The 13,676-nt window shown below is 68.1% G+C and carries 9 protein-coding genes; 8 read left to right on the top strand and 1 reads right to left on the bottom strand.

The window, feature by feature from the left end:
* Positions 1–14: 14 nt before the first annotated feature.
* On the bottom strand, positions 15–1,130 hold the full coding sequence (pstS, locus tag BV908_RS02330) for a phosphate ABC transporter substrate-binding protein PstS (RefSeq protein WP_103737099.1): 1,116 nt from the start codon (positions 1,128–1,130) through the stop codon (positions 15–17).
* A gap of 350 nt (positions 1,131–1,480) precedes the next feature.
* Here pstS and BV908_RS02325 point away from each other — a divergent pair, with 350 nt between their 5' ends.
* The 8 genes from BV908_RS02325 to BV908_RS02290 all read left to right on the top strand — a co-directional run bounded on the left by BV908_RS02325 (position 1,481) and on the right by BV908_RS02290 (position 13,669).
* Positions 1,481–3,466 (top strand): NADH-ubiquinone oxidoreductase-F iron-sulfur binding region domain-containing protein, encoded by a 1,986-nt coding sequence (locus BV908_RS02325; protein WP_103737098.1) that lies wholly within the window; start codon positions 1,481–1,483, stop codon positions 3,464–3,466.
* Entirely contained in the window at positions 3,463–6,354 is a 2,892-nt protein-coding gene (gene fdhF / locus BV908_RS02320) for a formate dehydrogenase subunit alpha (protein WP_103737097.1), read from the top strand. Before BV908_RS02325 ends, fdhF begins: the two co-directional genes overlap by 4 nt.
* 21 nt (positions 6,355–6,375) lie before the next feature.
* Positions 6,376–6,957, top strand: a complete 582-nt coding sequence (locus tag BV908_RS02315) for a DUF3305 domain-containing protein (protein WP_103737096.1) — start codon at positions 6,376–6,378, stop codon at positions 6,955–6,957.
* Positions 6,950–7,633: a DUF3306 domain-containing protein gene (locus tag BV908_RS02310; RefSeq protein ID WP_103737207.1), complete on the top strand. Its 684-nt coding sequence runs from the start codon at positions 6,950–6,952 to the stop codon at positions 7,631–7,633. The genes BV908_RS02315 and BV908_RS02310 overlap by 8 nt, the downstream gene beginning before the upstream one ends.
* On the top strand, positions 7,593–9,656 hold the full coding sequence (locus BV908_RS02305; protein ID WP_210433982.1) for a 4Fe-4S dicluster domain-containing protein: 2,064 nt from the start codon (positions 7,593–7,595) through the stop codon (positions 9,654–9,656). The genes BV908_RS02310 and BV908_RS02305 overlap by 41 nt, the downstream gene beginning before the upstream one ends.
* Positions 9,653–10,291, top strand: a complete 639-nt coding sequence (locus tag BV908_RS02300) for a molecular chaperone TorD family protein (protein WP_011806566.1) — start codon at positions 9,653–9,655, stop codon at positions 10,289–10,291. Before BV908_RS02305 ends, BV908_RS02300 begins: the two co-directional genes overlap by 4 nt.
* A 174-nt stretch (positions 10,292–10,465) precedes the next feature.
* Positions 10,466–10,678 carry a formate dehydrogenase gene (locus BV908_RS02295; RefSeq protein ID WP_103737094.1) on the top strand — a complete coding sequence of 71 codons (213 nt, stop codon included), beginning with the start codon at positions 10,466–10,468 and terminating at the stop codon, positions 10,676–10,678.
* Positions 10,679–10,699: 21 nt separating this feature from the next.
* Complete coding sequence (locus BV908_RS02290; protein ID WP_103737093.1) at positions 10,700–13,669, top strand: formate dehydrogenase subunit alpha; 2,970 nt, start codon at positions 10,700–10,702, stop codon at positions 13,667–13,669.
* The last annotated feature ends 7 nt before the right edge of the window (positions 13,670–13,676 follow it).

Below are 13,676 nucleotides of genomic sequence, written 5' to 3'. Positions count from 1 at the left end.
CCAGGGCGCGCGGCTCAGCGCAGCGCGAGCCGCGCGCCCGCGCCTTCCTCTGCTCCGCCCATCACGGGCAGCGGCTTGCCGTCCGGTGCGCGCACCGTGCTCAGCAGCGCCACCACGCGGGCCTGCGTCTCGGCGGGCAGTGGCGCAAAGCCGGTGCCGGCCACCGCGCGGTCGCCCATCAGGAACGAGCGATAGAAGAAGTTGAGCGCGCGTGCCGTGCGCTCGGGCGCGGCGGGCTTGCTGTTGATCACGATGTAGGTGGCCGACACGATGGGCCAGGCCATGGGGCTGTCCACGTCCACCAGCGGCGGCGCGTTCAGGCCGTCACGAAACAGGTTGGCGCCGCGCACGGCGGCGCGGTAACTCGCCACCGAAGGGGTCACCCATTCACCGCGCCGGTTGCGCAGCGCGACGGCGGCGGGGCCGTCGCCCACCACATAGTCCGATGAGACGTAGCCCAGGGCACCGGCGGTGGCCTGCACCGCCGCCACCATCTTGCTGGAACCCTCCACGGTCTGGATCGCGCCGCCGGCGGGCCAATTCGCACGTCCTTCCTTGAGGGGGATGGCGCTGTCGTCCGCGGCCGCGGCCTGCCGCAGGTAGGCGAGCAGCACTTGCGTGGTGCCCGAGCCGTCGGCCCGCACGACGCGCGTGATCGGCAGGTTGGGCAGCTTCAATTCAGGGTTCAGCGCGGCAATCGCCTTGTCGTTCCAGTGGTCGATGCGTGCGGCGAAGATGGCGGCCAGCACCTGCGCGTCCAGGCGCAGCCGCCCGCTGGCTACGCCCGGCAGGTTCACGACCGGCACCACACCGCCCACCAGCGTGGGGAACTGGATCAGGTGATGCTGGGCCAGCTCCTGCTGCGACAGGGGAATGTCGGTGGCGCCGAAGTCGACCTGCTGCGCCTTGATCTGCTGCACGCCTTGGGTAGAGCCGACGGCTGCGTACTGGACCTTGGTGCCGCGCTCCTGCGCATAGTGGCTGGCCCACTGGGCATACACCTTGGCAGGAAAGGAAGCGCCCGCGCCACGCAGGGTGATGTCTTGGGCCAGTGCGGGTGCGGCCAGGCCGAGGCTGACCAGCGCGGGGGCGGCGATCAGCGCGATACGCGATCGGAAAGTCGTTTGCATAGCGAGAAAGCGTCGGAAAGAGTGGTAGGGCAGGGCCCGCATGTGCCGCAATCCAGGGGTGCGGCGGCGGGGGCCTGCAGGGCCGGGCGGGAGCCAGGAGCGGAGCGCGGCTTTGAAGGGCGCGCATCTTACCGGCCTTTGCAAGGAGGCAGGACGGCTGGGTGAAATGCCATGCAGCGGGAGCGGTATGGGGCCAAGGTGCCAAGGGCAAGCGAAGTGCGCGCAGGCAAGCGCGGGGCGGTGTGCCGGACAGCAGGGCCCGGCCTTAGTCCTGCCCGGTGGGACGGCGTGCATTGACGCCGCGGGGGGCGCGGCGCACACTGCCTGCGCTTCCTTTTCCCCGCGATTCCATGATCTCCCGACCCGAATTCACCGCCGTGCCCGTGGCCACGGCAGACGATCTGCGCGAGCGCCTGCGCCGCAAGGCCCACCTCAAGGGTCGTCAGCCCGAGGCCTCTGCCTTGGCCGAGGTGCAGGCGCTGATCGGCGCGCGCCCGCCCGAGGGCTATGCGCGCGACCGGCTTATCGAGCACCTGCACCTGATCAACGATCGCCACGGCGCGCTGTACGAGCGGCACCTGGTGGCGCTGGCGCGCCTGATGAACCTGCCCATGGCCGAGGTGTACGAGGTGGCAAGCTTCTACCACCACTTCGAGGTGCTGCGCGACGCCGACGGGCCGCCACGCCTGGTGCTGCGCGTGTGCAACGGGCTGTCCTGCTGCATGGCGGGGGCCGACGCGTTGCTGGCCGAACTGCCCGGGCGGCTGAGCGCCGCGGGCCATGGCGACGTGCGTGTGCAGGCCGCGCCGTGCGTGGGCCGCTGTGAGCAGGCGCCCGTGGCCGTGGTGCACCAGTGCCCGGTACCGCGTGCCACGGTGGGCGCGGTGCTGGAGCAGGTCGATTTGATGCCGAATCGGGCTCAGGCCCAGCACCCTCAAGCGTCAACAGCTCCTGATTTTGAAGCGCTGCCGCAAACGGCCATCACGCGCGGACCGGAGGTGGTCGCGCCGCCGTGGGTGGGGTTGGCCGCTTATCGGGCGCGCGGCGGCTATGCGTTGGCCGCCGGCCTGGCGCAGGGGCGCGTGCCGGCCGACGGCGTGCTTGCGGCCATGGAGGACTCGGGCCTGCGCGGCCTGGGCGGTGCGGGTTTTCCGGCGGGGCGCAAGTGGCGCATCGTGCGCGAGCAGGCGGCCCTTGCCGGGCGCCAGGCCGCCCCGAGCGAGGCAACGGCCCCCTCGGCGGGCAGCGGACCACGCGAAGCGGGGGAGCGTGGGGGCGTGGCCCTCATGGCGGTGAACATCGACGAGGGTGAGCCCGGCACGTTCAAGGACCGCACTTACCTGGAGCGCGACCCGCACCGCTTCCTGGAGGGTGTGCTGGTGGCTGCACAGGTGGTGGGCACCGCAGAGGTGTACATCTACCTGCGCGACGAATACCACGGCTGCCGCGCCCTCCTGCAGACAGCGATTGCCGAACTGCAGGCCGACCCGCCGTGCGCCTTGCCGCGCATCGAGCTGCGCCGCGGGGCAGGCGCCTACATCTGCGGCGAGGAGTCCGCGATGATCGAGAGCATCGAAGGCAAGCGCGGCGAGCCGCGTATGCGCCCGCCCTATATCGCCCAGGTGGGGCTGTTCGGCCGGCCCACGCTGGAGCACAACTTCGAGACGCTGTACTGGGTGCGCGACATCGTGGAAAAGGGCCCCCAGTGGTTTGCCAGCTTCGGCCGCCATGGACGCAGGGGGCTGCGCAGCTTCAGCGTGAGCGGGCGGGTGAAGGAACCCGGCGTGAAGCTGGCGCCCGCGGGCATCACGCTGCGTGAGCTGGTGGATGAATACTGCGGCGGCATGGCCGAAGGGCACGTGCTGTATGCCTACCTGCCCGGTGGCGCGTCGGGCGGCATCCTGCCGGCGCGGCTGGCCGATGTGCCGCTGGACTTCGACACGCTGCAGCCGCACGGCTGCTTCATCGGATCGGCGGCCGTGATCGTGCTCAGCCAGCACGACCGCGCGCGCGATGCGGCGCTGAACATGATGCGTTTTTTTGCGCACGAGAGCTGCGGCCAGTGCACGCCGTGCCGCGTGGGCACGGCCAAGGCGGCGCAGCTCATGCAGGCACCGCTGTGGGACGAGGACACGCTGGACGACCTGGCGCAGGTGATGGCCGACGCTTCCATCTGCGGGCTGGGGCAGGCGGCACCCAACCCGATCCGCTGCATCCACAAGTACTTTGCGCATGAGGTGGGCGAGGGCCCCTGGCCCGGCGACCTGCCGCTGCCGCGCGGCGGCGTGCGCACCGAGCGCATCCCGCCCGCCGCAGTGCCGGAGGATCGCCCATGAGCGCCGCACCGCACACCGGCGCAGGCGCCGTGCCGTTCGAGCTCGACGGCGAACTCTTGCAGGCCCTTCCGGGCGAAACCCTGTGGCAGGCCGCGCGCCGCTACGGCGTGCAGATCCCCCACCTGTGCCACACCGATGGCCTGCGGCCCGACGGTAACTGCCGCGCCTGCGTGGTGGAGATCGAGGGCGAGCGCACGCTGGCGCCCAGCTGCTGCCGCGCGCCCACGCCCGGCATGCGCGTGCACGCCCAGAGCCCCCGCGCGCTCAAGAGCCAGCAGATGGTGCTGGAACTGCTGCTGTCCGACATGCCAGAGACCGGCTACAAGTGGAACGACGCTACAAAAACAATAGCTGTTAGCGCTTGCCAGGAGAGCGCTGGAGCACAATTTGACCAAGTACTAACGCCCCCAGGGCAGCACGGCGAGTTGAGCGCCTGGGCCGAGGCTCTGGGCGTGGCCGTGCGCCCCGCGCTGGCCGCACTGCGCCGCGCGCAGCCCGCGCCCGAACTGAGCCACCCGGCCATGGCCGTGCACCTGGACGCGTGCATCCAGTGCAACCGCTGCGTGCGCGCCTGCCGCGAGGAACAGGTCAACGACGTGATCGGCTATGCGCTGCGCGGAGCCGACAGCAAGATCGTCTTCGACCTGGACGACCCCATGGGCGCCAGCACCTGTGTGGCCTGCGGCGAATGCGTGCAGGCCTGCCCCACGGGCGCGCTGAGTCCCAAGACCCACATCGGCCCGCAGAAGGTGGACCGCACGGTGGACTCGGTCTGCCCGTTCTGCGGCGTGGGCTGCCTCGTCACCTACCACGTGAAGGACGAAAAAATCGTGCGCGTGGACGGCCGTGACGGCCCGGCCAACCGGGGCCGCCTGTGCGTGAAGGGGCGCTTTGGCTTTGACTACGCGCACCACCCGCAGCGCCTCACGGTGCCGCTGGTGCGCAAACCTGGCGTCCCCAAGGACTGGCAGGGCGCGGTGAGGCCCGAGGACTGGCGCGAGGTCTTCCGCGAGGCGTCCTGGGACGAGGCGCTGCAGCGCGCCGCAGGCGGACTGCGTGCGCTGCGCGATGCGCACGGCCCCAAGGCGCTGGCGGGGTTTGGCTCGGCCAAGGGCAGCAACGAAGAGGCCTACCTGTTTCAGAAGCTGGTGCGCACCGGCTTTGGCAGCAACAACGTGGACCATTGCACGCGCCTGTGCCACGCCTCCAGCGTGGCGGCGCTGCTGGAGGGCGTGGGCTCGGGCGCGGTGAGCAACCCGGTGAGCGACGTGGCGCATGCCGAGGTTATTCTGGTGATCGGCTCCAACCCCACATCCAACCACCCCGTGGCCGCCACATGGATCAAGAATGCCGCCCGGCGGGGTGCAAAGATCGTGCTGGCCGACCCGCGCGTGACCGACATCGGGCGCCACGCCTGGCGCGTGCTGCAGTTCCGGCCCGACACCGATGTGGCCGTGCTCAACGCGCTGATCCACACGGTGATCGAAGAGGGCCTGGCCGACGAGGCCTTCATCCGTGACCGTGCGCTCAACTACGAGGCCCTGCGAGAGAACGTGCGCGCCTACAGCCCTGAGGCCATGGCGCCGCTCTGCGGCATTCCCGCGGACACGCTGCGCGAGGTGGCACGCGCGTTCGCCACGGCCAAGGCGTCGATGGTCCTCTGGGGCATGGGCGTGAGCCAGCATGTGCATGGCACCGACAACGTGCGCTGCCTGATTGCCCTCGCCACCGTCACCGGGCAAATCGGCCGGCCCGGCACGGGCTTGCATCCGCTGCGCGGCCAGAACAACGTGCAGGGCGCAAGCGACGCGGGCCTGATCCCGATGATGTTCCCCAACTACCAGCGCGTGGACAACGCCGAGGCGCGCGCGTGGTTCGAGCAGTTCTGGGGCTTGCCGCTGGACGACGCGCCGGGTTACACCGTGGTCGAGATCATGCACAAGGCCCTGGCCGATGAGGCCGACCCGCACAAAGTGCGCGGCATGTACATCATGGGCGAGAACCCGGCCATGAGCGACCCTGACCTGAACCATGCGCGCCAGGCGCTCGCGCGCCTGTCGCACCTCGTGGTGCAGGACATCTTCTTGACCGAAACCGCCTGGCTGGCCGACGTGGTGCTGCCCGCCAGCGCCTGGCCCGAGAAGACCGGCAGCGTGAGCAACACCGACCGCATGGTGCAGCTGGGCCGGCGCGCGCTCACGCCACCGGGTGAGGCGCGGCCCGACCTGTGGATCGTGCAGCAGATGGCGAAGGGCATGGGCCTGGCCTGGGACTACGAGGGCGCAGAAGCTGGCGTGGCTGCCGTCTACGAGGAAATGCGCCAGGCCATGGCCGGCGCCATCGCGGGTATCAGTTGGGACCGGCTGGAGCGCGAGTCCAGCGTGACCTACCCCTGCCTCTCGGCCGAGGACCCGGGCCAGCCCATCGTATTCACCGAGCGCTTTCCCACGCCCACGGGCCGTGTGACGCTGGTGCCGGCCGACATCATCCCGGCCGACGAGCGGCCTGATGCCGACTACCCGCTGGTGCTCATCACGGGCCGCCAGCTGGAGCACTGGCACACGGGCAGCATGACGCGGCGATCGGCCGTGCTGGACGCCATCGAGCCGCACGCCACGGCCTCGCTGCACGGCGACGAACTGGCGCGCCTAGGGCTGGCGCCGGGCGACTGGGCGGCGATCCGCTCGCGCCGCGGTGCCGTGCAGGTGCGTGTGCGCCGCGACGACGGCACGCCGCGCGGTGCGGTGTTCATGCCGTTTGCCTATGTGGAAGCGGCGGCCAACCTGCTCACCAATGCGGCGCTGGACCCGTTCGGGAAGATTCCCGAGTTCAAGTATTGCGCCGTGGCCGTGCGGGGCATTGCGCCGCCGCAGGGACAGGGCGGCTGACTCCGGCGTACAGTGGCGCGCATGTCGTCCCGCCCCTTTATCTCCGTTGCTGTGGTCATGCGCCGCGAGCACCTGAACAACCGCTGGCAGCCCTGGCGCTGGTCCCTGGGCGAGGTCGTGCCGCATGAAGACGTGTTTGGCACCATGCCCCGCCTGTTGCGCCAGAGCGAGGCCGAGGAGCACTGGCTGTTCCCCGGCTTCGCCGTGGAGCTGTTCCGCGACGATGTCGAGGGCTACCACCTCAATCTGAGCGCGCCCGAGCCCTGTTGGTTCGTGCACTGGCGCATGGACGAGGAGCCCGGCGCGGACGGGCACCAGCTGGCGCGCCCGGTCGATGTGAGCCTGAGCTACCACGACGCGGGCCGATGGCTGGATGCGCAGGAAAACGTGGACCAGGTGCCCGCGCCCGGCCCGGTGCGCGAATGGCTTCAGGCCTTCGTGACGGAGCACTACCAGCCCGAGCCCAAGCGCCGCCGCCGGCCCGAGAGCTTCCGCCCACTGACCGACCGGTTCGGCAACCCCGCTTCCATCTCCACGGGCAAGACGCGCGGAGGCGGCGGTGGCGGTGGTGCGCCGGCAGAAGGCGAGGGCGGTCATGGCTGAGGGCTTCCTGGGCCGCTGGTCGCGGCGCAAGCAGGAGGCGCGAGACCCCGAAACCGCTTCCCAGACCGAGGTGGAGGTTGCTGCGGCGCCCGATCTGCCGCCGCAGCGTGAAGCACCTGTGGCACCCGCGCAGCAACTCACCGCACAGCCAGCAGCGCAACCGGCAGCCGCAGCGCGGCCGTTGCCCACGCTGCAGGACGTGCAGGCGCTCACGCCAGAGTCCGACTTCTCCAGTTTCGTGACGCGCGGCGTGGCGCCGGAGGTTCGCAACGCCGCCATGAAGAAGCTGTTCAGCGACCCGCACTTCAATGTGATGGATGGGCTGGATGTCTATATTGACGACTACACCCAGCCCACGCCGCTGCCTTTGAGCACGCTGCGCCAGCTCGCCAGCGCCAAGGTGCTGGGACTGGTGCAGGAGGACGCGCCGCAGGAGCGCGCCAGCGCGGCAAAGGCCAGCCAGGGTGCTGGGGTGATCGCGACGCCGCAGGCCGCGGGCGACCTCGATGTGGCACAGTCCGGCGTATGCAACGCCATTCCTAGCCCGCAGGCGCCGGATGCTGCACCGCAGCAGACCGCGCCCGCCAGCCACCTACCCGATGCCCAAGACGCTGATATGCGATTGCAACCGGACCATGCCTCTGGACCCCAGGGCACTGGGAACGGCTCTGCATGAGGAGCTGACGCTCCACTCCACCCTGTGCCGCCGCGAGGCCGGCGCCTTCCAACAGGCCGTGCGCAGCGGCGAGACGGTGCTTGTCGCCTGCACCCAGGAACAACGCCTGTTCACCGAACTGGCCGAGCAGACCGAAGGGGCCACTTCGCCCCTGCGCTTCGTCAACATTCGCGAGACTGGCGGCTGGAGCCGCGATGCGCGCCAGGCCGGCCCCAAGATCGCTGCGTTGCTGGCGGCGGCCCATCTGCCAGAGCCCGAGCCTGTGCCCACCGTGAGCTTTCGCAGTGGTGGACGTCTGCTGATCATCGGCGCGCTGGATGCCGCCGAGCGTGCGGCCACGCTGCTGGCCGACGTGCTGGACGTGACGCTGTTCGCGCAAGGCCCCGGTGATGCCGGTGGCCGGCAAGAGCGGCGCTTTCCCGTGCTGGGCGGGCGCGTTGTGTCACTCAAGGGTTGGCTGGGGCGATTTGCGCTGCAATGGACGGCGGACAACCCCATCGACCTGGACCTGTGCACGCGCTGCAATGCCTGCGTGACCGCCTGCCCCGAGAACGCCATCGGGCTCGATTACCAGATCGACATGACGGCCTGTACCGGCCACCGCGATTGCGTGAAGGCCTGCGCGGTGGCGGGTGCCATCCGCTTCGAGCGCGAGGCCGAGGTGCAGTCGCAGGACTTTGATCTGGTGCTGGACCTGCGCCCTGCCGGCGCCGGGCCCACCTTTTTGCAGCACGCGCTGCCGCAGGGGTACTTCCGCTGGGACGGGCAGGACCTGCAGGCGCTGCTGCGCCTGCGCGACCTGGTGGGTGAATTCGAGAAGCCCAAGTTTTTCAGCTACCGCCAGAAGCTCTGCGCCCACAGCCGCAACCGTGGGGTGGGCTGCAATGCCTGCGTGGACATCTGCTCGGCCGAGGCCATCAGCAGCGACCCCGTGCGCCAGCAGGTGGTGGTCAATCCACACCTGTGCGTGGGCTGCGGCGCCTGCACCACGGTCTGCCCCACGGGCGCCATGGGCTATGCCTACCCGTCCGCGCAGGACATGGGCACGCGCATCCGTACCCTGCTGTCCACTTATGCCCAGGCCGGCGGCCGCCAGCCCAGCCTGCTGCTGCACAGCCAGGAGAGCGGGCAGCAGCTCGTGCATGAACTGGGGCGCGCGGCCCAACTGGGCGTGGCCCAGGGCGTGCCCGCGCACATGATCCCCGTGGCGCTGTGGCATACAGCCAGTGTCGGTATCGATCTGTGGCTCAGTGCCATCGCGCAGGGGGCGACACAGGTGGCGGTGCTGTTCACGGGGGACGAGGCACCGCAGTACGTGGAAGGCCTGCAGTCGCAGATGGCGGTGGCGCAGGCGTTGTTGCACGGCCTGGGCTATACGGGCACGCATCTGCATTGCGTGCATGCGCGCTCCGCGACCGATCTGGATGCGGGGCTGCGCGCGATCGGCGGCGCGTGTGGCAGCGTACCGGCGCAGGCCGCCCGCTTCACGCCGACCAATGACAAGCGCGCCACGCTGGAGCTGGCGCTGGATCATCTGGTGACCAATGCCCCCGCGCGCGAGTTGCCCGAGGCCATTGCGCTACCCAAAGGGCCATCTCCGTGGGGTACGGTGGTCGTGGACAAGGACCGCTGTACGTTGTGCCTGAGCTGCGTGAGCGCCTGCCCCGCCGGCGCGCTGCAGGACAATCCGCAGGCACCGCAGCTGCGCTTCACTGAGCAGAATTGCGTGCAATGCGGCCTATGCGAGCGCACTTGCCCCGAGAACGCCATCGCGCTGCAGCCGCGCATGCTGCTCACGCCGGAGCGCGGCCAGCCGCGCGTGCTGAACGAGACCCAGCCCTATGGCTGCATCCGCTGCGGCAAGCCTTTCGGCACGCTGCAGGCCATCGAGGCCATGCTGGGCAGGCTGGCCGACCACCCGATGTTCCAGGGCGAGGCGCTGGAACGCCTCAAGATGTGCGGCGACTGCCGCGTGATTGACCTGTACTCCGCCCAGAACGAAGCGAAAGTGACCGACCTGTGAGCAGCCCCACCACAGCCCACCTCACCGCCCCGGCCACCACCTCCGCGCTGGATGAGGAAACCGCGCGCGCAGAGTTGTACGGCCTGTTGGCCCAGCTGTACTACGCCTCGCCCGATCCGGCGCTGCTGGATGCGTTGCGCGTCGCCGTGACCGAGGCGCCCGCCAGCGGCGCCTTTTTGCAGGAGCCTTGGCAGCAGCTCGTTGCCGTGGCGCGTGAGCTGACGGACGGCGCGGTGGCCGACGAGTACGACGCGCTCTTTGGCGGCGTGGGCAAGCCCGAGGTATTCCTGTACGGCTCGCACTACCTGAGCGGCTTTCTGAACGAAAAGCCCCTGGCGCGGCTGCGCACCGACCTGCAGCGCCTGGGCCTGGCCGCCCCGGAGGACATGCCCGATACCGAGGACCACATCGCCTACCTGTGCGAGGTGATGCGCTACCTGATCGCTGGTGACGATGGGGGCGTGTGCCACCTGGAGTCGCAGCGCACCTTCTTTGCCGCGCATATCCAGCCCTGGGTGCTGCAGTTGTGTGATGTGCTGGAGCAGCAGCCGCGGGCGCGCTTTTACGCCGTCCTGGCGCGGTTCACGCGCGCCTTCGTGGCAGTGGAGTCGCAGGGCTTCGACATGCTCGAGTAAGCGCGGCGCCGCACCTAGCGCGGAACGTGCAACGGTGCAGCAGGCCCATCGCCAAAGGCGAGCCCGGTCCTCGGGTGACGTTGCCGCATTGTGACCAATGTCATAGACTGTATGCATGCGGCTTCATACGCCGCGATTTTTTCCGTTTTCTTGCCAGCATTCCTGGAGACAAAAATGCAGGACCGCCAGCCCACCCCTTCCCGTCGTCGTTTCTTTGCAGGTGCTGCCACCGTCGGTGCCGCAGCCGCTTCCGTGGCCGTGCTTGCGCGCATGGTGACCACCCCGCAGGCTGTGGTGGAACAGGCCCAGCGCCCTACCCCCGAGCGGGGCGGCGGCTACCATGAATCGGACCATGTCCGCCACTACTACAACACCACCCGCATCTGATGCGGCACAGCGGGGTTCGCCATGTTGCTGACTAAAAAATCTTCCCATGCGCCGCAAGGTGCACAGGCCTCTTCCTCTTTCGTGCACAGCTTGCGGCGCGGACTCTCGCAGGCGCTGCCCACCATGGACCGCCGCGCGTTCCTGCGCCGCTCGGGCCTGGGGGTAGGCGTTGGCATTGCAGCCTCGCAACTTACCCTGGTCAAGAAGTCGCAAGCGGCTGAAGGTGCCAAGGTGGGCCTGGGCGACAGCAAGATCGAAGTGCGCCGCACCGTGTGCACCCATTGCTCGGTGGGCTGTGCTGTGGATGCCGTGGTCGAGAACGGCATCTGGGTGCGCCAGGAACCGGTGTTTGACTCGCCCATCAACCTGGGCGCCCACTGCGCCAAGGGGGCGTCAGTGCGCGAGCACGGCCACGGCGAGTACCGCCTGCGCTACCCCATGAAGCTGGTCAACGGCAAGTACGAGCGCATCAGCTGGGATACGGCCCTGACCGAAATCTCCGCCAAGATGCTGGAACTGCGCAAGGCCAGTGGCCCTGACAGCGTGTACTTCATCGGCTCTTCCAAGCACAGCAACGAACAGGCCTACCTGCTGCGCAAGTTCGTGAGCTTCTGGGGCACCAACAACTGCGATCACCAGGCGCGCATTTGCCACTCGACCACCGTGGCGGGTGTGGCCAACACCTGGGGCTACGGCGCCATGACCAATTCGTACAACGACATGCAAAATAGCAAGGTCGCTCTGTACATCGGCTCCAACGCGGCTGAAGCCCACCCCGTGAGCATGTTGCACATGCTGCATGCCAAGGAAACCGGCTGCAAGATGATCGTGGTAGACCCACGCTTCACCCGCACCGCTGCCAAGGCCGACGAGTACGTGCGCATCCGCTCGGGCACCGACATTCCCTTCCTGTTCGGTCTGGTCTATCACATCTTCAAGAACGGCTGGGAAGACAAGAAGTACATCCACGACCGTGTCTACGGCATGGAAAAGGTGCGCGACGAGGTCATGGCCAAGTGGACACCCGACAAGGTGGAAGAGGCCTGCGGCGTCAAAGAAGAACAGATGTTCAAGGTTGCCAAGATGCTGGCCGACAGCCGCCCTGGCACCATCGTATGGTGCATGGGCCAGACGCAGCACTCCATCGGCAACGCTATGGTGCGTGCCTCCTGCATCTTGCAGCTGGCCCTGGGCAACGTGGGCAAGAGCGGTGGTGGTACCAACATCTTCCGCGGCCACGACAACGTGCAAGGCGCGACTGACGTTGGCCCCAACCCTGACTCGCTGCCCGGCTACTACGGCCTGGCCGAAGGTGCGTGGAAGCACTTCGCCAACGTGTGGGGTGTGGACTTTGAGTGGATCAAGAAGCAGTACGCCACGCCCGCGATGATGACCAAGAACGGCATCACCGTGTCGCGCTGGATCGACGGCGTGCTGGAGAAGAACGAGCTGATCGACCAGGACAGCAATCTGCGCGGCGTGTTCTATTGGGGCCATGCCCCCAACTCGCAGACCCGTGGCCTCGAAATGAAGCGCGCCATGGACAAGCTGGACCTGCTGGTGGTGGTAGACCCCTACCCATCGGCCACTGCTGCCATGGCCGCCATGCCCGGCAAGCCCGAAGACCTGAACCCCAACCGCGCTGTGTACCTGCTGCCCGCAGCCACGCAGTTCGAAACCAGTGGTTCTTGCACGGCGTCCAACCGCTCGCTGCAGTGGCGCGAGAAGGTCATCGAGCCTCTGTGGGAAAGCCGCTCCGACCACATGATCATGTACCAGTTTGCACAGAAGCTTGGCTTCGACAAGGAGCTGGTCAAGAACTACAAGATGCAGAAGGTCAAGGGCATGGACGAACCCGTGCCCGAGGACATCCTGCGCGAGATCAACCGCTGTGTCTGGACCATTGGCTACACCGGCCAGAGTCCGGAGCGCCTGAAGGCCCACATGAAGAACATGCATGTGTTCGACGTGAAGACCCTCAAGGCCAAGGGCGGCAAGGACAAGGAAACCGGCTACGACTTCGCGGGTGACTACTTCGGCCTGCCATGGCCCTGCTACGGCACGCCCGAGCTCAAGCACCCAGGCACGGCCAACCTGTACGACACATCCAAGCACGTCATGGACGGTGGCGGTAACTTCCGCGCCAACTTCGGCGTGGAGCGCAATGGCGAGAACCTGCTGGCCGAGGATGGATCGCACTCACTGGGCGCAGACATCACCACCGGCTACCCCGAGTTTGACCACGTGCTGCTCAAGAAGCTGGGCTGGTGGGACGAGTTGACCGACGCCGAGAAGACGGCGGCCGAAGGCAAGAACTGGAAGACCGACCCCTCGGGTGGCATCATCCGCGTGGTCATGAAGAACCATGGTTGCCATCCCTTTGGCAACGCCAAGGCGCGGGCCGTGGTGTGGAACTTCCCCGATGCGATTCCCCAGCACCGCGAGCCCATCTATGGCACGCGTCCCGATCTGGTGGCCAAGTACCCCACGCACGAGGACAAGAAGGCTTTCTGGCGCCTGCCCACGCTGTACAAGACGGTGCAGGACAAGAACATGGCGGACAAGGTGTACGAGAAGTTCCCGCTCATCCTGACGTCGGGCCGCCTGGTCGAGTACGAAGGCGGTGGTGAAGAAACCCGCTCCAACCCCTGGCTGGCCGAGTTGCAGCAGGAAGCGTTCGTGGAAATCAACCCCAAGACCGCTGCCGACCGTGGCATTCGCAACGGCAGCCGCGTGTGGCTCAGCTCGCCCACCGGCGCACGCCTGAATGTGCAGGCCCTGGTCACCGAGCGCGTAGCGCCCGACACCGTGTGGATGCCATTCCACTTCTCCGGCCGCTGGCAAGGCGCTGACATGCTGGCGTACTACCCCAAGGGGGCAGCGCCTTTGGTGCGTGGCGAGGCCGTGAACACCGCGACAACGTATGGCTACGACAGCGTGACCATGATGCAAGAATCCAAGACCACGATCTGCAACGTGGAACGCGCATAAGGAGGCA

The sequence above is a fragment of the Diaphorobacter sp. LR2014-1 genome (assembly GCF_002916785.1).
Classification (GTDB): domain Bacteria; phylum Pseudomonadota; class Gammaproteobacteria; order Burkholderiales; family Burkholderiaceae_C; genus Diaphorobacter; species Diaphorobacter nitroreducens.
Note: the sequence above shows the minus strand (reverse complement) of the source record. Positions and strands in the feature narration are given on the sequence as shown.